At 59.3% G+C, this 26,988-nt stretch carries 18 protein-coding genes, 1 tRNA gene and 1 pseudogene; 19 read left to right on the top strand and 1 reads right to left on the bottom strand.

Going from position 1 to position 26,988, the window contains the following annotated elements:
- Positions 1–73 precede the first annotated feature (73 nt).
- A complete protein-coding gene (locus CLM72_RS29465; RefSeq protein ID WP_003193875.1) occupies positions 74–676 on the bottom strand; it encodes a cold-shock protein in 603 nt (200 codons plus the stop codon).
- Between the two features lie 427 nt (positions 677–1,103).
- Here CLM72_RS29465 and CLM72_RS22325 point away from each other — a divergent pair, with 427 nt between their 5' ends.
- The 19 genes and pseudogenes from CLM72_RS22325 to CLM72_RS29460 all read left to right on the top strand — a co-directional run bounded on the left by CLM72_RS22325 (position 1,104) and on the right by CLM72_RS29460 (position 26,981).
- Positions 1,104–1,577: a Dps family protein gene (locus tag CLM72_RS22325; protein WP_105228202.1), complete on the top strand. Its 474-nt coding sequence runs from the start codon at positions 1,104–1,106 to the stop codon at positions 1,575–1,577.
- A gap of 180 nt (positions 1,578–1,757) precedes the next feature.
- Positions 1,758–2,111 carry a ribbon-helix-helix domain-containing protein gene (locus CLM72_RS22320; protein ID WP_034128584.1) on the top strand — a complete coding sequence of 118 codons (354 nt, stop codon included), beginning with the start codon at positions 1,758–1,760 and terminating at the stop codon, positions 2,109–2,111.
- A 162-nt stretch (positions 2,112–2,273) separates the two neighbouring features.
- Positions 2,274–2,495 carry an FmdB family zinc ribbon protein gene (locus CLM72_RS22315; RefSeq protein ID WP_003193872.1) on the top strand — a complete coding sequence of 74 codons (222 nt, stop codon included), beginning with the start codon at positions 2,274–2,276 and terminating at the stop codon, positions 2,493–2,495.
- Positions 2,496–2,603: 108 nt separating this feature from the next.
- A complete protein-coding gene (aspS, locus tag CLM72_RS22310; protein ID WP_005790914.1) occupies positions 2,604–4,379 on the top strand; it encodes an aspartate--tRNA ligase in 1,776 nt (591 codons plus the stop codon).
- 135 nt (positions 4,380–4,514) lie between these two features.
- Positions 4,515–5,261 (top strand): YebC/PmpR family DNA-binding transcriptional regulator, encoded by a 747-nt coding sequence (locus CLM72_RS22305; RefSeq protein ID WP_105228200.1) that lies wholly within the window; start codon positions 4,515–4,517, stop codon positions 5,259–5,261.
- Positions 5,262–5,432: 171 nt separating this feature from the next.
- Positions 5,433–5,957 (top strand): crossover junction endodeoxyribonuclease RuvC, encoded by a 525-nt coding sequence (gene ruvC, locus CLM72_RS22300; RefSeq protein WP_019821257.1) that lies wholly within the window; start codon positions 5,433–5,435, stop codon positions 5,955–5,957.
- Between the two features lie 70 nt (positions 5,958–6,027).
- Entirely contained in the window at positions 6,028–6,639 is a 612-nt protein-coding gene (gene ruvA / locus CLM72_RS22295; protein ID WP_003193868.1) for a Holliday junction branch migration protein RuvA, read from the top strand.
- On the top strand, positions 6,640–7,698 hold the full coding sequence (gene ruvB / locus CLM72_RS22290) for a Holliday junction branch migration DNA helicase RuvB (protein ID WP_003193867.1): 1,059 nt from the start codon (positions 6,640–6,642) through the stop codon (positions 7,696–7,698).
- A gap of 139 nt (positions 7,699–7,837) precedes the next feature.
- Positions 7,838–8,293 (top strand): tol-pal system-associated acyl-CoA thioesterase, encoded by a 456-nt coding sequence (gene ybgC, locus CLM72_RS22285; RefSeq protein WP_014719714.1) that lies wholly within the window; start codon positions 7,838–7,840, stop codon positions 8,291–8,293.
- A 1-nt stretch (position 8,294) separates the two neighbouring features.
- Positions 8,295–8,990, top strand: a complete 696-nt coding sequence (tolQ, locus tag CLM72_RS22280; RefSeq protein ID WP_003193865.1) for a protein TolQ — start codon at positions 8,295–8,297, stop codon at positions 8,988–8,990.
- A gap of 23 nt (positions 8,991–9,013) precedes the next feature.
- The gene (gene tolR, locus CLM72_RS22275) at positions 9,014–9,466 is read left to right on the top strand and encodes a protein TolR (protein ID WP_161793227.1); all 453 of its coding nucleotides are present in this window, start codon (positions 9,014–9,016) and stop codon (positions 9,464–9,466) included.
- Complete coding sequence (gene tolA / locus CLM72_RS22270; RefSeq protein ID WP_105228198.1) at positions 9,466–10,539, top strand: cell envelope integrity protein TolA; 1,074 nt, start codon at positions 9,466–9,468, stop codon at positions 10,537–10,539. Before tolR ends, tolA begins: the two co-directional genes overlap by 1 nt.
- 17 nt (positions 10,540–10,556) lie before the next feature.
- A complete protein-coding gene (gene tolB / locus CLM72_RS22265; protein WP_177430941.1) occupies positions 10,557–11,837 on the top strand; it encodes a Tol-Pal system beta propeller repeat protein TolB in 1,281 nt (426 codons plus the stop codon).
- Between the two features lie 55 nt (positions 11,838–11,892).
- Complete coding sequence (gene pal, locus CLM72_RS22260) at positions 11,893–12,393, top strand: peptidoglycan-associated lipoprotein Pal (protein ID WP_003193861.1); 501 nt, start codon at positions 11,893–11,895, stop codon at positions 12,391–12,393.
- A 6-nt stretch (positions 12,394–12,399) separates the two neighbouring features.
- On the top strand, positions 12,400–13,230 hold the full coding sequence (gene ybgF / locus CLM72_RS22255) for a tol-pal system protein YbgF (protein WP_105228194.1): 831 nt from the start codon (positions 12,400–12,402) through the stop codon (positions 13,228–13,230).
- Between the two features lie 164 nt (positions 13,231–13,394).
- Positions 13,395–14,042, top strand: coding sequence for a 7-carboxy-7-deazaguanine synthase QueE (gene queE, locus CLM72_RS22250; protein WP_034128580.1), 648 nt, complete (start codon positions 13,395–13,397; stop codon positions 14,040–14,042).
- A gap of 123 nt (positions 14,043–14,165) precedes the next feature.
- Positions 14,166–14,241, top strand: a tRNA-Lys gene (locus tag CLM72_RS22245).
- Between the two features lie 398 nt (positions 14,242–14,639).
- Positions 14,640–16,352: pseudogene (locus tag CLM72_RS22240) on the top strand (ShlB/FhaC/HecB family hemolysin secretion/activation protein).
- 30 nt (positions 16,353–16,382) lie between these two features.
- Positions 16,383–26,981, top strand: a complete 10,599-nt coding sequence (locus tag CLM72_RS29460) for a filamentous hemagglutinin N-terminal domain-containing protein (RefSeq protein ID WP_305888529.1) — start codon at positions 16,383–16,385, stop codon at positions 26,979–26,981.
- Positions 26,982–26,988 lie beyond the last annotated feature (7 nt).

Below are 26,988 nucleotides of genomic sequence, written 5' to 3'. Positions count from 1 at the left end.
GTGCGCACGCAATAAAAAACCGCGACCCAGCCAAGGCTGGATCGCGGTTTTTTTTGCTGCGAAAGCTGGGGAATCAGCGACGCGGCAGGGCAGCGATGACATCTTCGGCTTGCAGGCCCTTGTCACGGTTCATCACCGAGAACTCTACGCGCTGGCCTTCGACCAGGACGCGATGGCCTTCGCCACGAATGGCTCGGAAGTGGACGAAGATATCGTCGCCCGAGTCGCGGGAAATGAAGCCGAAGCCCTTGGAGGTGTTGAACCACTTGACGGTCCCGGTATCCCGGTTGGTCATGTCATAGTTTTGCGACGCGGCCGCTGGAGACGAGCGGTAGAAGCTGATGGCCAGGTGAAGAACGATGGCGACCACAGCGATCACCAGGCTGAGCAGGATGGCCGGATGGCCCCCGACTTCAGGCATGGGCGCCAGGAGGGTGAGGGTTTGTACGACAACAGTCAGCACCAGCAGCGCACTGACCAGGTTTTGCAGTTGATGACGCGTGCCTTTGTTCCAGTAAGGGATTACCGGTGCGAGCGTCAGGTTAAGAAGGCCGAACAAGGCCAGGTACAGGGCGTCGTGTTGTTCCAGGTAGGGCAGGCTTTCAGGCTGCAGGCTCGGAATAAAGGACAGCAGCAAGGCTGCAACGCCCGTTAGCAGGTGGACGATTTTCAACATTTTGGTTAACTCACGTTAAGACGGATCACAAGGAAGAGCTGACTGGCACGGTTCGCTTCTGAACAATGGGAGGCGTTGAGCACGTGCGCGGGTATCAGCCTATGTGACGTGCCGCAGGAATAAACGGCAGCCACACCGCGTCTATTTAACAGCAAAGGCTGTGCCTACTCAAATCAAGCATTTCGGGGTGTTGCCACGGCCACGGCATTTCTGCGTCAAACGCTTGTCCTAGACAGGTGCGGGATTTTTTAAGTGGTGGCCTAGACCCTTCCTACAGGTAAACAGGCTTGCCAAGTCAGATCCCGCAGGCGGTGCGGGGCGATTTGCCGCATGCCGCCCGAGTGTGTCGGGCTGCACGTGGCGCACTCTCTTGCTAGAGTGGAGCTGCACCTGATCAATGAATGCTCGTCAATTGAAGGGGAAACACATGGCAATCGATATTGGTATCAGTGAAGAAGACCGTAAATCCATCGTCGACGGACTTTCCCGCCTGCTCTCCGATACCTATGTTCTGTATCTGAAGACCCACAATTTCCATTGGAACATCACAGGCCCCATGTTTCGTACGCTGCATCTGATGTTCGAAGAGCAGTACAACGAGCTTGCGCTGGCAGTGGACTCCATTGCCGAGCGTATCCGTGCCCTGGGCTTCCCGGCGCCGGGTGCCTATTCGATTTACGCCCGCCTGTCTTCCATCAAGGAAGAAGAGGGTGTGCCGAGCGCCGAAGAGATGATCAAGCAGTTGGTGGCCGGCCAGGAAGCGGTCACGCGTACCGCGCGAGGCATCTTCCCATTGCTCGACAAAGTCAGTGATGAGCCGACGGCGGACCTGTTGACCCAGCGTATGCAGGTTCATGAGAAAACCGCGTGGATGCTGCGCTCCCTGCTCGAAAACCAGTAATTGTCGAACCCAGGCGGCGCCTTTTCGGCGCCGCCTGCTGGTTTCCCTGCGCTTCCTGGCGTTGTCCTACAACTAACAACTCCCCGTCTTCTGGCTGCGCTGCGCTGGCTGCTGTTTTATAGGCCATCGTCCAATGGGAGAAGCCCATTGGCTGCTGTTTGGCAATGGAGTGTCAGGTGTATGTCACGTGGAGTGGGTAAGGGAATGATGGAAGCCTGTGGTTTTCACAAGATAAAGGTCGACCCTTTTACCAAGGGTTTTGATATGGGGCTGGCCAAGCCACTGTCCCGTTCGGTCAGGCTCAATGGGTTTTCTACCTGCCTGCGGCTTGAACAGATCTATTGGAATATCCTGACGGAAATCGCCAGGCTCAATACCTGTTCGGTCAGTGCGCTGTTGTCCTATGTCGATCGGGAAGTGCATTTGCGTTACGGAGGCGTGAAGAACTTCAGTGGGCTGGTGAGGGTGGTGTGCGTGGTTCACGTCCTCAAAGGCCGGGGCGCTCTCACGTCCGGGGATACGCTCGCGCAGTAGTCCGATGGCCGGCCCTTCAGCCCGACGGGCCCGGTCCTGGGCACAAAGCCGGCTGCGCTGTGTTGATTTACCAGATATAATCCCGCGCTTTGCTGCGCATGCCGGGCTTTATGCACAGGGCAGGGCGTGGCGCTGTAACGATCTGATCGCCGAGACATCTCCATGCCCATGTACGACTATCAATGCGCTTCCTGTGGTCATCAGTTGGAAGCCATTCAGAAGATCAGCGCCGCGCCGCTGGTCGATTGCCCTGCCTGCCAGGCACCTGAGTTGAAGAAGATGTTGTCCATGCCGGGCTTCCGCCTGAGCGGCAGCGGCTGGTACGAGACTGATTTCAAGACCGGTGCCAAGAAGAACCTGGCCGGCGGCGACAAAGCAGACTGAGTTGAACTCTACGCGCAGGCTCCTGCATTATCCGTCCCCTGCTTTAATGTGCGGTGACGAGGCGGGCCTGCCACCGAATTTCGAATTACGAGAAGTGAAACCACGACCATGATGCGCAGCCACTATTGCGGCCAACTGAACGAGACCCTGGAAGGTCAGGAAATCACCCTTTGCGGATGGGTTCACCGTCGCCGAGACCACGGCGGGGTGATCTTCCTCGATATCCGTGACCGTGATGGTCTGGCCCAGGTAGTGTTCGACCCGGACCGCGCCGAAAGCTTCGCCGCCGCCGACCGCGTGCGCAGCGAATACGTAGTGAAGATCACCGGCAAGGTACGCCTGCGTCCGGCCGGTGCCGTGAACAAGAACATGGCGTCCGGCGGCATCGAAGTGCTGGGCTATGAGCTGGAAGTGCTGAACGAGTCGGAAACCCCGCCGTTCCCACTCAATGAATACTCCGACGTGGGCGAAGAAACCCGCCTGCGCTACCGCTTCCTGGACTTGCGTCGTCCGGAAATGGCCGAGAAGCTGCGCCTGCGCTCGCGCATGACCACCAGCATCCGCCGCTTCCTGGATGAAAACGGCTTCCTCGACGTCGAAACGCCGATCCTCACCCGGGCCACCCCGGAAGGCGCGCGCGACTACCTGGTACCGAGCCGTACCCATGCCGGCAGCTTCTTCGCCTTGCCGCAATCGCCGCAGCTGTTCAAGCAACTGCTGATGGTGGCCGGTTTCGACCGCTACTATCAGATCGCCAAGTGCTTCCGTGACGAAGACCTGCGCGCTGACCGCCAGCCGGAATTCACCCAGATCGACATCGAGACCAGCTTCCTCGATGAAAAAGAGATCATGGGCCTGACCGAGCAGATGATCCGCAACCTGTTCAAGGAAGTGCTGGACCTGGAGTTCGGCGAATTCCCGCACATGACCTTCGAAGAAGCCATGCGCCGCTACGGTTCCGACAAGCCAGACCTGCGTAACCCGCTGGAACTGGTGGATGTGGCCGACCAGCTCAAGGACGTCGACTTCAAGGTGTTCAGCGGCCCGGCCAACGATCCTAAGTGCCGCATCGCCGCCCTGCGCGTGCCTGGCGGCGCGAGCATGCCGCGCAAGCAGATCGACGACTACACCAAGTTCGTCGGCATCTACGGTGCCAAGGGCCTGGCGTACATCAAGGTCAACGAGCGCGCCAACGGTGTCGACGGCCTGCAATCGCCGATCGTGAAAAACATCCCTGAAGCCAACCTGAACACGATCCTCGATCGCGTCGGTGCGGTTGACGGCGACATCGTGTTCTTCGGTGCCGACAAGGCCAAGATCGTCAGCGAGGCCCTGGGCGCGCTGCGTATCAAGCTCGGTCACGACCTGAACCTGCTGACCTGCGAATGGGCGCCGATGTGGGTTGTGGACTTCCCGATGTTCGAAGAGAACGACGACGGCAGCTTCAGCGCCTTGCACCACCCGTTCACCGCACCGAAGTGCTCCCCGCAAGAGCTGGAAGCCAACCCTGCAGGCGCGCTGTCCCGTGCCTACGACATGGTGTTGAACGGTACTGAACTGGGTGGCGGTTCGATCCGTATCCACCGCAAAGAGATGCAACAAGCGGTATTCCGCCTGCTGGGCATCAACGAAGCGGAACAGGAAGAGAAATTCGGCTTCCTGCTCGACGCCCTGAAATACGGCGCGCCGCCGCACGGTGGCCTGGCGTTCGGCCTGGACCGTCTGGTGATGCTGATGACCGGCGCCCAGTCGATCCGTGAAGTGATCGCCTTCCCGAAAACCCAGAGCGCTGCGGACGTCATGACCCAGGCTCCGGGTGTGGTGGATGCCAAGGCACTGCGCGAGCTGCACATCCGCCTGCGCGAGACGCCGAAGGCTGAGTAAGGCTGCTGCGTGAAAGCGCGATAAGGTAGCAGGCAGTCAAAAAGGCGCATCTTCGGATGCGCCTTTGCGTTTAAAAGAGGGAAATCTCGCCTGGGGCGGGATTGATAAGGTTTCTAGAGAATTCGGAGTTGTGTTATGGCTGGCCATTCCAAGTGGGCGAACATCAAGCACCGCAAAGAGCGTCAGGATGCCAAGAAAGGCAAGATCTTCACCAAGTGGATTCGCGAACTGACCGTCGCGGCCCGGCAGGGGGGCGGTGACCCGGGCTCCAACCCGCGTCTGCGCCTGGCGCTGGACAAGGCGCTGGGCGCCAACATGAGCCGCGACATCATTGACCGCGCCGTGGCCCGTGGCGCCGGTGCGGCCGATACCGACGACATGGTCGAGCTGACCTATGAAGGCTACGGCCCGGGCGGCGTCGCGGTGATGGTCGAATGCATGACCGACAACCGCAACCGTACCGCGGCAGCCGTGCGTCATGCGTTCAGCAAGTGCGGTGGTAACCTCGGCACGGATGGTTCGGTGGCCTACCTGTTCGAGCGCAAGGGGCAGATCACCTTCGCACCGGGCACCGATGAAGACGCGCTGATGGAAGCCGCGATGGAAGCGGATGCCGATGACGTGGTCACCAACGAAGACGGCTCCATCGATGTGTTCACCTCGTTCGCCAGCTTCTACGCCGTGCGTAATGCCTTGGAAGCCGCTGGTTTCAACGGCACCGATGCGGAGATCGTGATGCTGCCGACCACCAGTGCCGAACTGGACCTGGACGGTGCGCAGAAGGTGCTGAAGCTGCTGGACATGCTTGAAGACCTGGATGATGTGCAGAATGTGTATTCGAATGCCGACATCCCTGAGTCTGTGGCCGAACAGCTCGCTTAAGAACGATGAGTATTCACTGTGGGAGCTGGCTTGCCTGCGATAGCATCACCTCGATTTGACAGAAGCACCGAGGTGCCCGCATCGCAGGCAAGCCAGCTCCCACAGGGGTTCTATGCTGTTACACAAATGTGTGCCTGGCACATACCGTTGTAAATCCAACCCGCAGGCGTTATGACTTTAATCCTAGGTATCGACCCCGGTTCGCGCATCACCGGTTTTGGCGTGGTGCAGCAGACCCCACGCGGCTGTGTGTACGTCGCCTCGGGCTGCATCCGCACTGGCGCAGGGGAATTGGCCGAGCGGCTGCAGATCGTCTATCGCGGCGTACGTGAAGTCATCCAGACCTACGGCCCGGTCACCATGGGCATAGAGAAAGTCTTCATGGCCAAGAATGCCGACTCGGCGTTGAAGCTCGGCCAGGCCCGTGGCGCTGCCATCGTGGCAGGTGCAGAGGAGGGCATGGAGATCGCTGAATACACCGCGACCCAGGTCAAGCAGGCCGTGGTCGGTACCGGTGGTGCCAACAAGGAGCAGGTGCAGATGATGGTCATGCACATGCTCAAGCTCACTTCAAAGCCGCAGATCGACGCCTCGGATGCCCTGGCCATCGCCATTTGCCATGCCCATACCCGCTCCAGCCTGTTGCCTCACGGCTTGGGCGCAGCACGTAGTCGTGGCGGGCGCCTGCGTCTCTGATAGCATCAGCGCAATCGTTATTTTTGCGGTCAGGCTCCGATCTGACCCCCAAGCTTTAAGGATCTGAACCGTGATTGGACGCTTGCGCGGCACCCTGGCTGAGAAACAGCCGCCGCACCTGATTCTGGATGTGAATGGGTTGGGTTATGAGCTGGAAGTGCCCATGACCACCCTGTATCGCCTGCCGTCGGTCGGCGAGCCGATAACCTTGCACACTCATTTAGTGGTGCGCGAAGACGCGCAACTACTCTATGGTTTCATCGGCAAGCGTGACCGCGATTTCTTCCGCGAGCTGATTCGTCTCAATGGCGTGGGGCCCAAATTGGCCCTGGCCTTGATGTCGAGCCTGGAAGTGGATGAATTGGTACGTGCTGTATCGGCCCAGGATACCTCAGCCCTGACCAAGGTGCCGGGGGTGGGCAAGAAGACCGCCGAGCGCTTGTTGGTCGAGCTCAAGGACCGCTTCAAAGCCTGGGAGGTGGTGCCGAGCATGTTCGCCCTGGTACCGAACCAGCCGGATATGCCGGCGGCCCAGGTCGCCAGCGCCGAGAGCGATGCCGTCAATGCGCTGATCTCCCTGGGCTACAAGCCCCAGGAAGCCAGCAAGGCCGTATCGGCCATCAAGGACAAGAACCTGAGCGCTGAAGACATGATTCGCCGTGCCCTGAAGGGAATGATTTAAGTGATTGAAGCCGATCGTCTGATCGCGGCCACCGGCCCGCGTGACCGTGAAGAAGTCCAGGACCGGGCCATCCGCCCGTTGAGCCTGGCCGAATACATCGGCCAGCCCACCGTGCGCGAGCAGATGGAGCTGTTTATCCAGGCCGCTCGCGGGCGCAGTGAGTCCCTGGACCACACCCTGATCTTCGGCCCGCCGGGGTTGGGCAAGACCACCCTGGCCAATATCATCGCCCAGGAAATGGGCGTGTCGATCAAGTCCACCTCCGGCCCGGTGCTTGAGCGTCCTGGCGACTTGGCCGCGCTGCTGACCAATCTTGAACCCCATGACGTGCTGTTTATCGACGAAATCCATCGCTTGTCGCCGATTGTCGAAGAAGTGCTGTACCCAGCCATGGAAGACTTCCAGCTCGACATCATGATCGGTGAAGGCCCGGCGGCCCGTTCGATCAAGCTCGACCTGCCGCCCTTCACCCTGGTGGGCGCGACCACCCGCGCGGGCATGTTGACCAACCCGCTGCGAGACCGTTTCGGCATTGTTCAACGTCTAGAGTTCTATAGCACCGCCGATCTGGCGACCATTGTCAGCCGGTCGGCGAGTATCCTCGGCTTGCCCCTGGACCCGGAAGGCGCCTTTGAAATCGCTCGACGTGCTCGTGGCACGCCGCGAATCGCCAACCGCCTGCTGCGCCGCGTGCGCGACTTTGCCGAGGTGCGTGCCAAGGGCCACATCACCAAGGCGGTCGCGGACCTGGCCTTGAACCTGCTGGATGTGGACGAGCATGGCTTTGATCATCAGGATCGACGTCTGCTCTTGACCATGATCGAGAAATTCGACGGTGGCCCGGTCGGCGTGGACAGCCTGGCCGCAGCCATCAGTGAAGAGCGCCATACCATTGAGGATGTGCTGGAGCCGTACCTGATCCAGCAGGGCTACATCATGCGTACCCCGCGGGGCAGGGTGGTGACGCGTCATGCCTATTTGCACTTCGGGCTAAACATTCCGTCACGATTGGGAGAGATGCCCGTGGTAGACGAATTCCTCGATGCGGTAGACGATTAAAAAGCTTACGCCGGACGATTTATCTGAGCTTTGTGCTGTCCCAGTGTCTGGCGTCGTCATTTGAGTCACTGCAAAAGCGTTCAGGAATGAAAAAACAGTTGCCCAGCCAATTGGCAACCTGAGGAGTAAGCACTAGAGTATGCGCGCGCAAAACGGGGATCAGTCGTTCGCACATCGCTGTCGCGTTTATTACGAGGACACCGATGCCGGCGGCATCGTTTATTACGTCAATTACCTGAAATTCATGGAACGGGCTCGAACCGAGCGGCTGCGGGAGTTGGGTTTTGCCCAGTCCGAGCTGGTAGGCGAGGACCTGTTATTCGTCGTGCATTCCAGCGAGGCGCGGTATTACGCGCCGGCGCGACTGGACGATGAGTTGCTGGTAAGCGCTGAAGTCATCGAATTGAACCGTGCCAGCCTGCGTTTCAAACAGCAGGTCAGGCGGGCCACGGATGCAACGCTGCTCTGTGAGGGGCAGTTCCTGGTGGCGTGTGTGCGCACCAACAGCTTGAAACCTCGGGCCATTCCCGAAACTCTACGCGCGGCCTTTGCCGCCGTGAGCGGCGCGGGTCAACAATCAAAGCAGGAGATTTAGCGTGGAACCTACCGTCGTCGACCATTCCTCCATGTGGAGCCTGGTCAGCAATGCCAGTGTCGTGGTTCAACTGGTCATGCTGACCCTGGTAGCCGCATCGGTTACCTCTTGGGTCATGATTTTTCAGCGCAGCAACATGTTGCGCGCCGGTCGACGTGCCCTGGAGAGCTTTGAAGAGCGCTTCTGGTCGGGTATCGACCTGTCCAAACTGTACCGTCAGGCCGGTAGCAACCCGGACCCGGACTCAGGCGTCGAGCAGATCTTCCGTGCCGGTTTCAAGGAGTTCTCGCGCCTGCGCCAGCAGCCGGGTGTCGATCCTGAAGCGGTGATGGAAGGTGTGGCCCGTGCCATGCGCGTGGCCATCTCCCGCGAAGAAGAGAAACTTGAGCAGGGCCTGCCGTTCCTCGCCACCGTGGGTTCTGTCAGCCCGTACATCGGCTTGTTCGGTACCGTATGGGGCATCATGAACTCCTTCCGCGGCCTGGCCCAGGCGCAACAAGCCACACTGGCCACCGTGGCCCCGGGTATTGCCGAAGCCCTGATCGCCACCGCGATCGGCCTGTTCGCCGCTATCCCCGCAGTAATCGCCTACAACCGTTTTGCCGCAACCAGCGAAACCTTGATTGGCCGTTACTACACCTTCGCCGATGAATTCCAGGCGATCCTGCACCGTAAAGTGCACACCAGCGAAGAATAAGCAGGTAATTCCCAATGGCTTTAATCGCTCGAGCTCGCAAAAAGCGCAAGCCGGTCGCCGAGATGAACGTAGTGCCCTACATCGACGTGATGCTGGTGCTGCTGGTGATCTTCATGGTGACCGCGCCGATGCTCAACCAGGGCGTGAAAGTTGATCTGCCCAAGGTTTCCAGTGAAGCCTTGCCGCAGGACAACAACACTCAGGTCCTGACCATTTCGATCAAGGCTGACAAGACCTATTACTGGAACCTTGGCAGCGAAGTCGATACGCAAAAGCAGCAGGACAAGGCCCTGACCTTGCCTGCAATGACCGATGCGGTGACCAAGATCATTCGCTCCGGCAACGAAGGCGGCAAGCACACCCAGGTGTTTATCCGGGGTGACAAATCGGTCGACTACGGCTCCGTCATGGGCGCCATGGGCGGGCTGCAGAAGGCCGGCGTCGGTAACGTTGGCTTGATTACCGAGGCGCCCTGATGCAGCAACAGCGAGAGCCGTCCGCCTCGGAAAGCTACTTCTGGCCTGGCGTGTGGGCAATTGCCCTGCACGTCCTGGTGTTCGGCATGCTATTCGTCAGCTTTGCCATGACCCCGGACCTGCCGCCAGCCAAGCCGATCGTGCAGGCGACCCTGTATCAGCTGAAATCGAAAAGTCAGGCCACCACCCAGACCAATCAGAAGATTGCGGGTGAGGCCCAGAAGTCGGCCGCGCGCCAGACTGAAGTCGAGCAGATGGAACAGAAGAAGGTCGAGCAGGAAGCGGTGAAGGCTGCTGCGGAACAAAAGAAAGAAGAGGCGGCTCAAAAGGCCGAGGAATCGAAAAAGGCTGACGAAGCCAAGAAGGCCGACGAGGCTAAAAAGGCTGATGAAGCCAAGAAAGCCGAGAAAGCTGCCGAAGCGAAAAAGGCCGAAGAGAAACAATTGGCTGATATAGCCAAGAAGAAATCGGAAGAAGAAGCCAAGAAGGCTGCCGAAGAAGAGGCCAAGAAAAAGGCCGCTGAAGAAGCCAAGAAAAAGATAGTCGAAGACGCGAAGAAGAAAGCCGCCGAAGACGCCAAGAAAAAAGCTGAAGCAGACGAGGCGAAGAAGAAAGTCGCCGACGAAGCGAAGAAGAAAGCTGCCGCCGACGCCTCCAAGAAAAAGGCCCAGGAAGCAGCACGCAAATCCGCCGAAGAGAAAAAGGCCCAGGCCCTGGCAGATTTGCTTTCCGACACGCCGCAGCGTCAGCAAGCCTTGGCCGATGAGCGTGGCGATGAAGTCGCGGGCAGTTTCGACGACCTGATTCGGGCGCGGGCAGCGGAAGGTTGGACACGTCCACCTTCGGCGCGTAAAGGCATGACAGTAGTGCTGCAGATCGGCATGTTGCCGGACGGTACGGTGACTTCGGTCAGCGTGGCCAAGTCCAGTGCTGACGGTTCGTTCGACAGTTCGGCGGTTGCCGCGGTCAAGAATATTGGCCGGTTGACCGAGATGCAGGGAATGAAACCAAGTGACTTCGCTCCCTATCGTTCATTCAAGATGACATTCACACCTGAGGATCTAGCCTTGTGAGAAACCTTCTTCGAGGAATGCTTGTCGTTATTTGCTGTATGGCAGGGATAGCGGCGGCGGATGAAAAGAACATCCTGGTAACCAGCGGCAGTGATCGGGCCACCCCGATTGCAGTCGTGCCGTTCGGTTGGCAGGGCGGCAGCGTGCTGCCGGACGACATGGCCCAGATCGTCAGTGACGACCTGCGTAACTCCGGTTACTACGCGCCGATTCCGAAAGGCAACATGATCAGCCAGCCAACCCAGGCCAGCGAAGTCATCTTCCGTGACTGGAAGGCGGTCGGTGCCCAGTACCTGATGGTCGGTAGCATCACGCCGGCCGGCGGTCGCCTGCAGATCCAGTACGCGTTGTTCAACGTGGCCACCGAGCAGCAGGTCCTGACCGGCAGCGTATCGGGTACCGCCGAACAGCTGCGTGACATGGCTCACTACATCTCGGACCAGTCGTTTGAAAAACTCACCGGTATCAAGGGGGCGTTCTCAACGCGCCTGCTGTATGTCACGGCTGAGCGTTTCTCTGTAGACAATACCCGCTACACCCTGCAGCGTTCGGACTACGACGGTGCTCGTGCAGTGACCTTGCTGCAGTCCCGTGAGCCAATCCTGTCGCCGCGCTTCGCGCCGGACGGCAAGCGTATTGCCTACGTATCGTTCGAACAGCGTCGCCCGCGTATCTTCGTGCAGCACATCGATACTGGCCGTCGTGAGCAGATCACCAACTTCGAAGGCCTCAACGGTGCGCCAGCCTGGTCGCCGGACGGTTCGCGCCTGGCTTTCGTGCTGTCCAAGGACGGCAACCCGGATATCTACGTGATGAACATGGCCTCGCGTCAACTCTCGCGTGTGACCAGCGGCCCGGGCATCAACACCGAACCGTTCTGGGGCAAGGATGGCTCGACCATCTACTTCACCTCTGACCGTGGCGGCAAGCCTCAGGTCTACAAGGCAAATGTGAACGGCGGCGGTGCGGAACGTGTGACCTTTATTGGTAACTACAACGCCAACCCCAAGCTTTCGGCCGATGAAAAGACGTTGGTGATGATTCACCGTCAGGATGGTTTCACTAATTTCCGGGTTGCGGCCCAGGATTTGCAGCGCGGAACCGTAAAAATTCTTACAGATACCAACCTTGATGAGTCAGCCACTGTTGCGCCCAACGGCACCATGGTAATCTACGCCACCCGCCAGCAGGGCCGGGGAGTCTTGATGCTCGTGTCCATCAATGGACGCGTAAGGCTCCCACTTCCTACCGCACAAGGCGAAGTCAGAGAACCATCCTGGTCCCCTTACCTGAACTGACGCGGCGCTACAAAAAGAAGTACTTAACACACTGGGGTTCATTAGGAGTTTCACGATGGAAATGCTGAAGTTTGGTAAGTTTGCTGCTCTGGCTCTGGCTCTGTCCGTAGCCGTTGGTTGCTCCTCTAAAGGCGGCGACAATGCCGGTGAAGGCGCAGCTGTTGATCCAAACGCTGGTTACGGCGCCAACACTGGTGCGGTCGACGGCTCCCTGAGCGAAGAAGCTGCTCTGCGCGCTATCACCACTTTCTACTTCGAATACGACAGTTCGGACCTGAAGCCAGAAGCCATGCGCGCTCTGGACGTTCACGCCAAGGACCTGAAAGCTAACGGCGCTCGCGTTGTTCTGGAAGGTAACACTGACGCCCGTGGTACTCGTGAGTACAACATGGCACTGGGCGAGCGTCGTGCGAAAGCCGTTCAGCGCTACCTGGTACTGCAAGGTGTTGCTCCAGGCCAACTGGAACTGGTTTCCTACGGTAAAGAGCGTCCAGTTGCAACTGGCAACGACGAACAGTCGTGGGCTCAGAACCGTCGCGTCGAACTGCGTAAGTAATTCGTCATGCGAACGTGCCGTCGTGCTCTAACTGTATTGGCTCTCAGCTTCGCACCGCTTGCGGTGTGGGCTGCGGTTCCTGTAACGGATAGCAACTCAGGCTATAACAATAGCGGGAGCAGTTATCCGCCAGCGGGTTATGGCACGAACGGCGCCTATGCGGGGGGAGCGGCTACGTCCGCTCCCTCGGCACAGGGCGAACTGTTCAACCAGCTGCAACGCATGCAGGATCAATTGTCCCAGCAACAAGGCGCCATTGAAGTTCTGCAGAACCAAGTGAACCAGCTGAAGCAAGAAGGCCTGGAGCGTTACCAGGATCTTGACCGTCGTATTGGAGCCGGTGTTGCACCTGCCGCTACTCCTGATAATTCTTCTACCGGTGGCGCACCCAGTGCCGCTGCCGGTGGCGCAGCAGCGGGGGCCGCCGCTGCAGCTCCTGCCGCCAGCAGCGAACCGGGCGATCCTGCGAAGGAAAAACTGTATTACGATGCAGCCTTCGACCTGATCAAGGCCAAGGATTTCGATAAAGCCAGCCAGGCGTTTACCGCTTTCCTGCGTAAATACCCCAACAGCCAGTACGCGGGCAATGCCCAGTACTGGTTGGGTGAGGTCAACCTGGCAAAGGGTGATTTGCAGGGGGCGGGCCAGGCTTTTGCCAAGGTCAGCCAGCTGTATCCCAAGCACGCCAAGGTGCCGGATTCGCTTTATAAACTCGCTGACGTAGAACGCCGCCTGGGTCATACCGACAAGGTCAAAGGCATTCTGCAACAGGTGGTCGCCCAGTATCCGGGTACCTCCGCGGCGCAGTTGGCCCAGCGGGACCTGCAACGCTTGTAAGCAGTGCAGCCCGTTTAGAAGAAACCCGCGCTTGTCGCGGGTTTTTTCGTTAGAATCCACGCCCTTTTATGAAACACGCTTTCTGGGGTTGACGCGTTGGCGCAATCCCTTGAAGTGCCTGACGGAGGCGGACAGCCTGTTTAGCTGTTACGCCCGTGGCGACTATGCAAGACACATTACGTATTACCGAAGTCTTTTACTCGTTGCAGGGTGAAACGCGCACTGCTGGCCTGCCCACCGTATTTGTACGGCTCACCGGCTGCCCGTTGCGCTGCCAATACTGTGACAGCGCCTACGCCTTCAGCGGCGGCACCGTGCGCACCCTCGACGACATCCTGGAACAGGTTGCCGGTTACCGGCCGCGCTACGTCTGCGTGACGGGCGGTGAGCCTCTGGCGCAACCCAACGCCATTCCGTTGCTCAAACAGCTGTGTGATGCCGGCTACGAGGTCTCACTGGAAACCAGCGGCGCCCTGGACATTTCTGCGGTCGACCCGCGCGTCAGCCGAGTGGTTGACCTCAAGACCCCGGACTCCAAGGAAGCCCACCGCAACCGCTACGAGAACATGGACTTGCTGACGGCCAACGATCAGGTCAAGTTCGTCATCTGTTCCCGTGACGATTATGACTGGGCCACCTCCAAGCTGATCCAGTATGGCCTGGAGCGTCGAGCGGGTGAGGTGCTGTTCTCGCCAAGCCATCACGACCTGAATGCCCGTGACCTGGCGGATTGGGTCGTGGCGGACAACCTGCCGGTACGCCTGCAATTGCAGCTGCATAAGTACCTGTGGAACGACGAGCCGGGGCGCTGATCCGGCGGCTGCTTTAGGCGTTCTACCCACCGAATTACCGTTCAAATGCGTTTTTTCTGATTTATTTAAAATAAGGTGTTGAATAATCCTTAGAAATCAGTATTATACGCGCCACCACACAGCGGGTCGTTAGCTCAGTTGGTAGAGCAGTTGGCTTTTAACCAATTGGTCGTAGGTTCGAATCCCACACGACCCACCATTTTTGGCGGTTTAGAAAATCCGGAAGGCCCACGCAAGTGAGGATTTCCGGGTTTTTTTTTGCCTGTGATTTGGCCTGCCCGAGTCGACGTTGGGTCAACGTCTGCGCAAATTTCCGTTGTCGTCCAAAAATTCCTTAAATTCAAATATTCATATGCGGACCGGTGCTGACCCAATAGTCCGGGCGTTCGTGTGGGTGCTCGATGTGTATCAAATCTGATACCGCTGGTCGGAAAACAACCAATAACTTCAAGCAATATCCATTCTTATTCGATTATTTTCTTTATTTGTCAGCTAGTTACAGTTTTTTTAGGGTGTTACCCAAAGGTGGGTCAGATTATTGGCGAGAAAGGCGGTCGATGTTAGTTTGCCACCCTTCGTAAATTCGATGGATCGAACATGAATTCCCAACCGCCACGGACTCGGTATTCACTGAGCATTGCCCTGCTTGTCTGCCTCGCCTCCCCCAGCGTGATGGCGGCAACCCTTCCGGGTGATCAGGACCTGATCCGCGACCGGCAAAACCGCCTGTTGGAAGATCAGCAACGCCGCCTTGAACAACTCAAGGAACTGCCCGGCAAAGAGGCCAGGCCCGAAGCGCCAGCAGCCCCGGTGGACAGCCGTTGCTTCCCGATCCAAACCATTTAACTCCAGGGGGCCGACCACCTGCCTGCCCCTGAACGCGAGCGTCTGCTCAAACCGTACACCGGTCAATGCCTGGGCGTCTCACAACTCAACGCCCTGCTCAAAGACCTCACCGACTTCTACATCGACAAAGGCCTGATGACGAGTCGCGCCTACTTGCCGCAACAGGACATGTCCAAGGGGCATCTGCAAGTGCTGGTGGTGGAGGGCAAACTCGAAGGCTTGAAGGGCGCCGACAACAGCAAGTTGACGGACCGCGAGCTGGCCATGGCCTTTCCCGGCAAAAGCGGCGAGATATTGAACCTGCGAGAAATCGAGCAGGCCGTCGACCAACTCAATCGCTTGCCGTCCAATCAAGCCCAGATGGAGCTGACCCCGGGCGAGGCCGTGGGCGGCAGCTCGGTATTGGTCAAAAACAACCCGCAAAAGCCATGGCGCGCCAGCCTTTCACGTAACAACGACGGCCAGAAAAGCACCGGCGAACAGCAGTGGGGCACCGGCTTTGAATGGGACAGCCCGCTGGGCCTGGCCGATCAGCTGATTCTGCGCGGCGGCCATGACGCGGTCAGCGACCATCAGAAAACTTCCAAGAACGCGATGCTCTACTACAACGTGCCCTGGGGCTGGTGGAACTTCAGCTACAGCTACAACCAGAGCGACTACCGTTCGGTCGTCCAGGGCGACGGTTTCGACTTCAAGCAAACCGGTGACAGTGAAAACCATCAGTTACGCGCTGAGCGGGTGATCCACCGTGATGCCGTGAGCAAGACGTCGCTCAACGTCGGCCTGTCCCACCTGCGCACCAACAACTACATCGATAGCAGCCGCCTCAAAGAGAGCAGCAACCGCCTCAGTGAACTGCAGTTGGGCATCAACCATGGTCGTCGTATCGGCAGTGCGTTCGTCAACGTCGATGTGGGCATGCAAAACGGCACCGGCGCCTTCGACGCCCAAGGCAATCACAACCCCCTGCCTGGCGTGCCGGATGCGCGCTACCGCAAATACACCGCCACCGTCAGCTACCTGCAACCCTTCACGCTGTGGGGCGAGTCGTTCAGTTTTACCAGCCTGGCCACCGGCCAACGCAGCGAAGACGTGCTGTTCAGCCCCCAGCGCATGAGCCTCGGTGGCTCGGCGTCGGTACGCGGCTACAAGGATCAGCAACTGACCGGCGACAGCGGCGGTTACTGGCGCAATGACCTGCGCTGGAGCCGCCCGGTGACCCTCGGTTGGCTGCGCCCGGTGTTCGGCGAGTACGGTGCCAGCGTGGGCTACGACCAGGGCGTGATCCGCAATGGTCGCTACAACGGCGAGGTGCACGGCCGCGTCTCAAGCAACTCCCTTGAGCTGTTCGCCCGCGGCCAACACGTGAGCACCAGCGTGACCTTTGCCCACTCGCTGGAACGACCGGCCGCGCTGCTTGAGCGCGAAGCACCGATCTACTTTCGCATGGATTTCTTCCTGTAATTCAACGCCCAGTTGCAACGAGAATTTGAAATGGATGTTCGCCAATTTGCCTTCCTGGTTCGCCAGCCTTCTGCTGCCCTGAAAAGCCGTGACGCGTTCCTGGGCCTGCCCAAACGTGGCGTGGCGCTGATCCTGGCCAACGCGCTGTTCTGGCAACCGCTGCTGGCCCAGGCCGAAGGCATCGTGGTCAGCGCGCCGGGCACCACGGTCGGCCAGGCGGGCAATGGCGTGCCGGTGGTAAACATCGCCGCCCCCAATGGCAGTGGCCTGTCCCACAACCAGTTCAAGGACTACAACGTCGGCGCCAACGGCGTGATACTCAACAACGCCACCGACCGTACCCAATCGACGCAACTGGGCGGCATCATCCTCGGCAACCCGAACCTGCAAGGCCGCGCCGCCAACGTCATCCTCAACGAAGTCAACGGCGGTAGCCCCAGCCAGTTGCGCGGCTACACCGAAGTGGCGGGACAGTCGGCCAAGGTCATTGTCGCCAACCCCTACGGTATTACTTGCAGCGGCTGCGGCTTCATCAACACCCCAAACGTCACCCTGACCACCGGCAAACCGATACTCGACGCAAGCGGCCAACTGCAGCGTTACCAAGTCGATGGCGGCGCCGTGACCATCGACGGCCAGGGCTTGAACGCCGATAACGTCGATCGCTTCGAAATCATCACCCGCACGGCCAGGATTAACGCACAGATCAATGCGCGCAACTTGAGTGTGGTTGCCGGGCGCAATGACGTCGATGCTAAAAGCCTGCAAGCCACTGCCCGCGCCGACGACGGCAGCGCTAAGCCCGAGCTGGCGATTGATTCGACGGCGTTGGGTGGGATGTATGCCGGGGCGATCAAACTGGTGGGCACCGAGGCCGGGGTGGGCGTGAAGCTCGACGGTACGTTAATGGCCAGTGGCGGTGATATTCAGCTCGATGCCAGCGGACGACTGAGTTTGGCTAATGCCAAAGCCAGCGAAGCGGTGGTGATCAAGGCCGGTCAATTGGACGCTGCGGGTGCGGTGTATGCCGGCACGCGAGTCGATGTACAAACCACGACAGGCCTGAGCAACCAGAAAAGCCTGGCGGCCCGCGACAGCATCACCGTGACCAGCGGTGGGGCGCTGGTCAACAGCGGCATCATCGAAGCCGGTGTCAACGCCGATGAAAGCCGCAATGCCGGTGGCGATGTCAGTCTGCACGCGGCAAACCTGAGCAATAGCGGCAGCGTGGTTGCCAGCCGAACCCTTACCGCCACGGCCAACCAAACCTTGAACAATCAAGGCGGCACTCTGAGCGGTACCACCGCCGTGATTAACGCCGGTCAACTCGACAACCGTGGAGGTCGTGTACTGGGTACGGACTCGCTCAAGGTCACGGCCACCGGTCTGGATAACCGCACCAACGGTCTGCTGCACAGTGAAAACAGCACCGACGTTACGGTGACCGCTGCGCTGGATAACCAGAACGGTCGCGTGATCGGCCTCAAGAACCTGACGCTCAACGCCGGCCAACTGACTAACGATAACGGCCTGGTCGCCAGCCAGGCGCAGGCCCGTGTAACCGCAGGGCAACTGAGTAACCAGGCGGGTGAAATCTCTGCCAGCCAGACAACCGTGATTGCCACGAACCTGGATAACCGTTCAGGCAAATTGCTGGGCAGCAACCTCAACGTAACCGCCAGCGGTGCCATCGATAACCGCCTGGGGATTTTCTCTGCGACCAGCCTGACAGTACAGGCGGCCAGCCTGGATAACCGCGACAAAGGTTCCATCGCCGCCCAAGGCGTGATGAACCTGACCGTCGCCGGGCTGCTGGACAATCGCAATGAAGGCAACCTCGTCAGCCAGGGGGCTCAACAAATAACCGCCGGGCAGTTGAACAACAGCCAGGGCGGCCTGGTGTCCAGCAAAACCACCCTGGCGTTGCACGGCGACAGCCTGATCAACCAGGGTGGCCTGGTCATTGCCGACGGCGCGCTGACCCTCACCGGCGGCGATCTGGATAACAGCCAAGCGGGCGTGATCAGCACCAAGGCCGCAGCGCACGTACAACTAAATCAGTTGAACAACAGCAACGGCGGCAAGTTGGGCAGCGATGGTGCGCTGACCCTCAACGCCAACCAGCTCGAAAACAGCGCCGGTCGCATCAGCGCCAAGGGTGACCTGCAGGCAACCGTCGGTGTGCTCAATCAACAAGCGGGCGAACTCGTCAGCGACGGTGCGCTGAACCTGACCGGCACGTCCGTGGATAACCGCAATGGCGGCCTTATCGCTGCCACCAACGGCGTGGACCTGCGCAGCCAGACCATCCTTAACCAGCAGGGCGAGATCTCCAGCCAGGCCAAGGTGCTGGTAGTTGCCGACCAACTGAACAACACCACCGGCAAAGTCATTGGCGACAGCGGCCTGACCCTCACGGTGCAACGCCTGCTCAACCAGAGCAAAGGCTTGCTGGCGGGGCGTGAGAGGCTTGTGTTGAATGGCGGTCAGCTGGATAACAGCCTGGGTGGCCGCGTTACCAGTCAAAAAGACCTGACCATTAGCCTGACCGGTGACTTGCTCAACCAAGGGCAGGGCACGCTGCTGAGCGAGGGCGGGCTGACCGTCAAGGCTGGCACCCTGGATAACACCCAGGGCGGTATTGTGTCGGCGGCCAATGCGCTGTCGATCACCACTCAGGGCCAACTGAACAATCAGGCGGGCAAACTGCTGGCCGATGGCACGGCCACGTTGGTGAGCGCTGCGCTGAACAACAGTCAGGGCGGCGTGATCAGCGCCAAGCAACAGGTTGACGTGCACAGCGCCGGCCTGGACAACAGCCAGCGCGGCAGCATCAGCAGTGACGCCGGGATCACCCTTAACGCGGGGCAACTGGACAACAGCCAACAAGGGTCGATCTTCGCCAAGTCAGCGGTCAAGGCAAGCCTGAGCGGGCTGGATCAGCATGACCGTGGCGAACTGGTCAGCAATACCAGCATCGACCTGGACTTGAACCATGGGCAACTGATCAACCGCGACCACGGCCTGATCGCAACTCCCGGCCAATTGCTGTTGAGCAACCTGGGCAGCGTCGACAACAGCCAGAGCGGTGAAATCTCCAGCACCCAGTCATTCCTGTTGGCCACCGACGCCCTGAACAACCAGGGCGGCAAACTCATCAGTGGCGACAGCCTTCAGGTACGCGTCGCCAAGGCGCTGGATAACAGCCTCGAAGGGGTGTTGTCGGCGAAGAACTTGCTGCAGGTGCAGGCTGACAGCCTGGACAACCAGGCCGGTGGCGCACTTGCGAGCCAGGGCGCGCTAGACCTGAAGGTCACTGGCGCACTGGACAACCATAACCAAGGGCTGATTTCCGCTGCCACAGCCTTGACCACTAACGCAGGCTCGTTGGACAACAGCGACAAGGGCCGCCTCTCGGCGGGCACCCACCAGGCCCTAAACACCGGCGCGCTGGACAATCAACAGGGCGGACGAATCGTCAGCGACGGTAGCCAGACAGTCACTGCCGCCAATGTGGATAACCGCGCGGGTGTGATCGGCAGCCAACAGGCGCTGAACCTGACCACTGCCAACCTCGATAACACTGCCGGGTTGATCAACAGCCAGGCGGACCTGACCCTGACCGGGCAAACAGTCGACTCAAGCCTGGATGGCGAAATCTCAGCCAAGGGCGATTTGAAACTCATCGTCCAACAGCTGATCCAGCGTCAGGGCCGCTTGATCGGCGAGCGCGCCGTAACCCTCGACCTGCAAGGCGGCAATCTCGATAACAGCGCAGGCTTGATCAGCGCCAGAGGCCCACTGACGTTCGCACGTCTGGCCAACCTGGCCAACCGCGAACAAGGTGAAATTTCCAGCCAAACAGCATTTACCGTGGCCGCCAAACGCATCGATAACGGTGATCGCGGGGTCATCCTCAGCGCTGATCGATTGCGTCTTGAAGCGGATACCGTGGTCAACGCCAACAAGGGCTTGATCTCCGGCTGGAATGGTTTGACGGTGGTCGGCAATAGCCTCGACAACAGCGCCGAGGGCACGTTGTCGAGCAAGAGTGGCACCCTGCACACCGACCTCACCGGTGTATTGGATAACCACGCAGCCGGTGCCCTGGTCAGCCAGGGGAAGCAAACCCTTATCGCGGGCAGCCTGAACAATGATCAGGGGATCATCTCCGGCCAGGCCGATGTCGACCTCAACGTTGCCGGTCGCCTGGATAACAGCAACAACGGCCTGATTTCCGCAGCTCAACACCTGGGCTTCAATAATGCCCAGAGCCAAATCCTCAACCGTGCTGGCCGGATCAACGCCGGCAACATCGCTCTTATCGGCCAGAGCCTGGATAACAGTGCCGGCCAACTGATCAGCCAGGGCACCCTTGACGGCACCCTCAGTGGTGCGCTGATCAACGCCAACAACGCCCGCCTGGCCAGTGGCGCAGCACTGTTGCTGAACGCCGCCAGCCTGGACAACCGAGGCGGCCAACTGGTCAGCCAGGATCGCCTTGATCTGACCCTCGCCAATGGCGACCTGGATAACAGCGCCAAAGGCACACTCGCCAGCCAGAAAGACCTGGTGTTCAGGCTGTTGGCCGGTGACGTTCACAACCAGCAAGACGGCCTGATGTTCAGCCAGAAGGGCAAGCTCGACCTTACCGCCCGCAGCCTCACCAACTATCAAGGCACGCTGCAAAGCCAGACTGATAACCGCCTGCGCCTCAGTGGCGCCCTGAATAACCAGGGCGGCCGCGTCGACAGCCTCAGTGGCAACCTGGACCTGGAAACCGCCAGCATAGCCAACACGGCCGGTGGCGTACTCAACAGCAGCAAGGGCTGGGTCAAACTGGTCACTGGGCTGTTCAACAACGGCAGCGGCATCACCCAGGCGCAGTCGTTGAACATCGAAGCCAAAGGCGGGCTGCTCAACCAACTGGGGCATCTGTCGGCCCTTGGCGGTGACAGCCAGATTGTCACCACTACCCTGAATAACCAGGGTGGCGGCGTGTATGCCGACACCTTGCTCAAAGTCACGGCAGCGAACTTCGATAACCAGGGCACTGAGGTCGGTAATGGTGGCAAGGTCGGCGCCCGAGTAATTGATTTTGGCCTGACAGGCACCCTCAGCAACAGCTATGGCCTGATTGAAAGCGACGACACCCTGCGTCTCGCCGCGCACACCATCAATAACGTCAGCGGTAACGTGCGCGCCATGGGCGGTGTTGGCACCACCGATATTCGCACCACGGGCCTGTTCGATAACCGCTTCGGCGTGCTGGAAAGCGCCAACGAAACCCTCAACCTGCAAGCGGCCAGCCTGGATAACAACGGCGGGCGTATCGTCCACACTGGCGGCGGTAAATTCGACCTCACGTCCGATCAAGTCACCCGCGCCGGCGGCAGCTTCGTCACCAACGGCCAACTGGACATCAAGGCGGCAAGCTGGACCAACAGCAGCGTGATCCAGGCCGGGCGTCTGAACCTCGACATTGGCCAATTCACCCAGACCGCCAGCGGGCAATTGCTCGGCGCACATAGCCTGACCGGCACGGGCGACACCTGGACCAACGACGGCCTGCTGGCCAGTGACGGCACCCTCAAGCTGATCCTCACCGGTGGCTACAGCGGCAACGGGCGGGTCAGCAGCCTGGGCGATATGACCCTCGCGGCGGCCAACGTGGACCTGGGCGAGAATGGTCGTATTGCAGGTGGCGCGCTTACTCAAATCACGGGTACCCACGTCCTGAACAACCGTGGTCGCCTCACATCAGTAGGTGATCTGACGGTCAACGCTGCCACGTTGAATAACTACGGCACCCTGGGCGGCTCCGAGAGCGTTCGCCTCAACGCCACCCATTTGCTCAACGAAAAAGGCCTGTTGTTCAGCGGCGAGGACATGACCCTACGGGTCAACGACTTCAGCAACCGCTTTGGTGATGTCTACAGCCTGGGCGGCCTCGATATCGCCCGCGACGATGCCAATGGGCGCAGTGCGCAGATCGAAAACGTCTCCGGTACGCTGGAGAGCGACGGCAATATGCGTTTGCTGGCCGATACCCTGAGCAACCGGCGCGACCAGTTCACCACCGAAAAAAGCCTGGTTTCCGGGAGCATCAGTGTCTACGGCAACGATTACTGCAAAGGCAAAGGCTGCGAGCTGAAGTTCAGCGGCGTCGAAACCTATGAGGACGTCATCAAAGGCAGCTCCGCCTCCGCATTCATCAATGCCGGTGGCGACCTGACGGTGGGCAGCCAGACCTTCGATAACCTCTACAGCTCGGTATCGGCCGCTAAAAACATCCTGATCAACACCGACGTGCTGAACAACACCGGCGCTGCCGGCGGTGAGCAACGTAATTTCGGTTACGCCTACTACACACGAAACCGGTCTGCTTACTCATTGCTGATGAGCGAAGTCGATCAGTTCAACCGCAGCAACGATCCCAACTCAAGTGACTATAAGCCGGGTGCGTACACGTTCGACCAGTTCATTGAGAAGACGCGGTTTTCGGACACCTTCTTCACATCACCTATCGACTACACCGTCCCCACCTCTGGCAGCGTGATCGCCCAAGCTGTGATCCAGGCAGCCGGTTCGGTCACCGTTAACGCAACCAAAGAAATCAACAACAGCGTCATCCGCCCGAACGCCACCAACATCGACACCCCGGCGGCCAACCGCAACACCAACTCGGATGTATTTGCCTCCACGGTAAAACCGGCGATCACCGCACAGTTACCGCCAGACCTGGCCCAACGCCAAGTCAACCCGGTGACCTTGCCCGGCTTCAGTTTGCCGACCAGCCAGAACGGCCTGTTCCGCCTCAGCGGCCAGGCAGCGAACGCGGGTGTAGCGGGTAAAGCGGACACCGCTACCGGTGACTTCAGCGTCAACGGGCGTGTCATCACCGCCGCCGACCGCGAAAAAACCCTCGACTACACCGCCGTGCAAGAACGCGGTTTCAGCCTCGACGGCCAGCCCGTCAGCGGTGCAGTCAACGGCCAGGGCCCGCTGGCGTTGGACAACCGCGCGCCCTCCGTCACCCGCGTTCAAGGAATGCCGGACATCGCCCCGGTGGACAACAGCCACAAATACCTGATCGAAACCAACCCGGCGCTCACCGACCTCAAGCAGTTCATGAGCTCCGACTATCTGCTCGGCAAACTCGGCTACAACCCCGATGCTAGCTGGAAGCGCCTGGGCGACGGCCTGTACGAGCAACGTCTGATCCGCGAAGCCGTGGTGGCCCGCACCGGCCAGCGCTACATCAACGGCCTCGCCAGCGATGACAAGCTGTTCCGTTACCTGATGGACAACGCCATCTCTTACAAGGACTCGCTCAACCTGCAACTGGGCGTATCCCTCACCGCCGAGCAAGTGGCGGCGCTGACCCACGACATCGTGTGGATGGAAGAAGCCGAGGTCAACGGCGAAAAAGTCCTGACCCCCGTGCTCTACCTGGCCCAGGCCAACAACCGCCTGGCGCCCAACGGCGCGCTGATCCAAGGCCAGGACGTGAGCTTGGTCACCGGCGGCGACCTGCACAACAGCGGCACCCTGCGGGCCACCAACAACCTCAGCATGGTCGCCGGCAACATCGACAACAGCGGCCTGATGCAAGCCGGCAACCGCCTGGAAATGCTCGCCACCGACTCGATCCGCAACAGCCGTGGCGGCATCATCAATGGCCGCGACATCAGCGCCACCGCGGTGACCGGCGACATCATCAACGAACGCACCGTCACCACCTTTAAACAGGACGGCCAGGGCTACCAACTGCGCAACGACGTGGCCAGCGAAGCCTCCCGCTTCGAAGCCACCGACACGCTCAAACTGAACGCCGGCCGCGACGTGCTCAACCTCGGCAGCAACCTGAAAGCCGGTGGCAACGCCAGCGTAACCGCAGGGCGTGATGTGCTGATCGTCAGCCAGACCGAACAGGACGACTACGCCTACCAACGCCGCCGTATCAGCGGCACCGAGCAAACCATCCTGCAACACACCTCCGGTGTGGACGTGGGCGGCAACCTCGCCATCGACGCGCGCCGCGACATCGCCGTGGTCGCCAGCACCGTCAGCGCCGCCAAAGACCTCAGCGTCAAAGCCGGCGAAAACCTGACCCTGGCCGCCGCAGCCAACGAACAACACGACTACTCCAAAGGCAAAAAAGGCGGCACCAAAACCACTACTCAACTGGACGACGTCACCCAACAAAGCGCCGAACTCAAAGCCGGCGGCGACCTGATCGCCATCGCCGGCACCGACCTGACCCTGGTCGCCAGCAAAATCAGCGCGGGCAATGAAGCCTATGTGCACGCTGATAACGAACTGCAAATGCTGGCGGCGCAGGACAGCCACTACTCGCTGTATGACATGAGCAAGAAGGGCAATTGGGGCAGCAAGAAAACTCAGCGTGATGAAGTGACCGATGTGAAGAGTGTCGGGAGCGAGATCAAGACTGGGGGGGATCTGACACTGGAGAGTGGTGGGGATCAGAAGTATCAGGCGGCGAAGCTTGAGAGTGGTGGGGATATTGCGATTGTCAGCGGTGGGGCGGTCGAGTTTGAGGCAGTGAAGGATCTGCATGACGAGAGCCACACCAAGAGCAAGGGCGACCTCGCCTGGACCAGCTCCAAGGGCAAGGGGAATACCGACGAGACGCTACGTCAGACGCAGATGATTGCAGAAGGCAGCGTCGTGATTAAAGCCGTCGATGGCTTGAAAATTGACATCAAGCAGATCGATCAAAATACGGTTAGTCAGACGATTGATGTGATGGTCAAAGCCGACCCGCAACTGGCCTGGCTAAAAGAGGCCGAGCAGCGCGGAGACGTGGATTGGCGCCAGGTTAAAGAGCTGCACGACAGTTTCAAATACAGCAATTCAGGCTTGGGCGCCGGCGCGCAGATCATCATCGCGATCATTGTTACCTACTTCACGATGGGAGCCGCCAGCGGTGCAATTGCCGCAGCTGGTTCGGGGACATCGATGGCGAGTGCCACGGCTGTTGGGACTGCGGCCACGTCTGCCGGATGGGCCAATGCTGCGGGCAGTACCGTGCTTGCTGGCATGGCGAGTAACGGTGCGATCAGCGCCATCAATAACCGTGGAAACCTGAGCACCGTCTTAAAGGATGTCACTTCCAGCGACGCGATGAAAGGCTACGTGGTGTCCGGCGTCACTGCGGGCTTGACTGCAGGTGTCTATGACAAATGGACCGGCACTCAGACGGGCACTTCCACTGCACTCCCCAACTCAGGTGCAGTAGCCACCGTAAGTCCGTTGAGCACCTGGCAAGGCGTGGGGCAGTTCACCGCCAACCAAGTACTGCAAAACGGAACATCCCTATTGGTGGATCGGGCGCTTGGGGGCGAAGCCCGTCTTGGCGACGCGTTGCAGAATAGTTTGGCTAACGCATTTGCGGCTTATGGATTCAATCTGGTCGGGGATGTTTCCAAGAACCGGTTTGCAGAAGGTGGCATTACCAAGATTGGGCTACATGCCTTGATGGGCGGGTTGGCAGCTGAGGCTTCTGGAGGAGATTTCCGCACAGGGGCTCTGGCTGCAGGTGTGAATGAGGCGTTGCTGGATAGCCTCGCCAAGAACTACGCGGACATGCCCGATGACCAGAAGAAAGGTTTGCTGGTCATGAACTCGCAGTTGCTTGGTGTGCTTGCGGCTTCGGTACAAGGCGATGCCGATGCTAAAAATCTGCAAACGGGGGCATGGGTAGCGGGTAACGCAACGCAGTACAACTATCTGTTTCACCAAGAAGTGGAGGAGATGACTGAGGAGGTTGCTAGTAAGAAAACCGAGGCTGAGAAAAATGAGGTTCGTGCCCGCTACGCGCAACTTGACGAAGCTAGAAACGGGGAGCTGCGATCGGTTTGCCAAGCTGCTCCCGCCGCATGCGATGCAGCATCAAATCGTTTAATCGCGGATGAGCCCAAGCTGCGTGAGTTGGCCAAATCGCTCTATGCACAAGGTCATACCAGTGAGGCCACTACGATTGCGGCTATTATCATCAGCAATAACACCACTGCGACTTTAACGATAGCCACGGAACTGGCGGCATTGCGGGATGGCGACCAGTCTTCATTCTGGGACGCTGCTGCTGGTACACTGCTAGGCGCATCACTTGGAGGAATGAGGCCGAGTGGAGGTGGCGTCGCTGCAAAAGGCGCAGCAACGGCCCTAGAGACAACCAGTCCTGTTGTCGTGACTGGGAAGCGTGCAATTGATAAAGCACAAAGCTACGAGGGTGCACTTCGAGACGTATATGGTAATGTCCCGTATGCGGAGCGCCAGTACACAACTATTGTCAATGGGCAGCGTGTTAATGGTGTCGCTGATAATGTGACTATTGTTAATGGGCAACGGACTGCTGTTGAAGCTAAGTTTGTAGAGGACTGGAGGAGCTCGCTCCGAAATCCTGCTAGCTCAGTGGGCTCAAAGCCTTGGTCGGCTGCTGAACAGACCAAAATGGTAGATCAGGCAAAAAAATACTCATCCGGCTTCGAGGGTGGCGTTATCTATCATACGAATAGTCCAGAGTTGGCTAGTCATTACTCAAAAATATTTAGTGAGTCAGGTGTTAAAAACTTTAAGTTTGTAATTACGCCAGTAAAAAACTGAGGTGATG

Origin of the sequence: Pseudomonas sp. MYb193 (assembly GCF_002966775.1) — a bacterium.
GTDB classification, from domain to species: Bacteria; Pseudomonadota; Gammaproteobacteria; order Pseudomonadales; family Pseudomonadaceae; genus Aquipseudomonas; species Aquipseudomonas paracarnis.
This window is presented reverse-complemented; position numbering and strand designations above follow the sequence as displayed.

What these genes read in the sequence shown, in the direction of transcription:
- ybgF (WP_105228194.1), top strand. Translation starts at nt 12,400, where the DNA reads ATGCGAACGTGCCGTCGTGCTCTAACTGTATTGGCTCTCAGCTTCGCA.
- CLM72_RS22320 (WP_034128584.1), top strand. Translation starts at nt 1,758, where the DNA reads ATGTCACGTGGAGTGGGTAAGGGAATGATGGAAGCCTGTGGTTTTCAC.
- ruvC (WP_019821257.1), top strand. Translation starts at nt 5,433, where the DNA reads ATGACTTTAATCCTAGGTATCGACCCCGGTTCGCGCATCACCGGTTTT.
- ybgC (WP_014719714.1), top strand. Translation starts at nt 7,838, where the DNA reads ATGCGCGCGCAAAACGGGGATCAGTCGTTCGCACATCGCTGTCGCGTT.
- CLM72_RS22325 (WP_105228202.1), top strand. Translation starts at nt 1,104, where the DNA reads ATGGCAATCGATATTGGTATCAGTGAAGAAGACCGTAAATCCATCGTC.
- CLM72_RS22305 (WP_105228200.1), top strand. Translation starts at nt 4,515, where the DNA reads ATGGCTGGCCATTCCAAGTGGGCGAACATCAAGCACCGCAAAGAGCGT.
- CLM72_RS29460 (WP_305888529.1), top strand. Translation starts at nt 16,383, where the DNA reads ATGGATGTTCGCCAATTTGCCTTCCTGGTTCGCCAGCCTTCTGCTGCC.
- aspS (WP_005790914.1), top strand. Translation starts at nt 2,604, where the DNA reads ATGATGCGCAGCCACTATTGCGGCCAACTGAACGAGACCCTGGAAGGT.
- tolB (WP_177430941.1), top strand. Translation starts at nt 10,557, where the DNA reads ATGCTTGTCGTTATTTGCTGTATGGCAGGGATAGCGGCGGCGGATGAA.
- pal (WP_003193861.1), top strand. Translation starts at nt 11,893, where the DNA reads ATGGAAATGCTGAAGTTTGGTAAGTTTGCTGCTCTGGCTCTGGCTCTG.
- CLM72_RS22315 (WP_003193872.1), top strand. Translation starts at nt 2,274, where the DNA reads ATGCCCATGTACGACTATCAATGCGCTTCCTGTGGTCATCAGTTGGAA.
- tolA (WP_105228198.1), top strand. Translation starts at nt 9,466, where the DNA reads ATGCAGCAACAGCGAGAGCCGTCCGCCTCGGAAAGCTACTTCTGGCCT.
- CLM72_RS29465 (WP_003193875.1), bottom strand. Translation starts at nt 676, where the DNA reads ATGTTGAAAATCGTCCACCTGCTAACGGGCGTTGCAGCCTTGCTGCTG.
- queE (WP_034128580.1), top strand. Translation starts at nt 13,395, where the DNA reads ATGCAAGACACATTACGTATTACCGAAGTCTTTTACTCGTTGCAGGGT.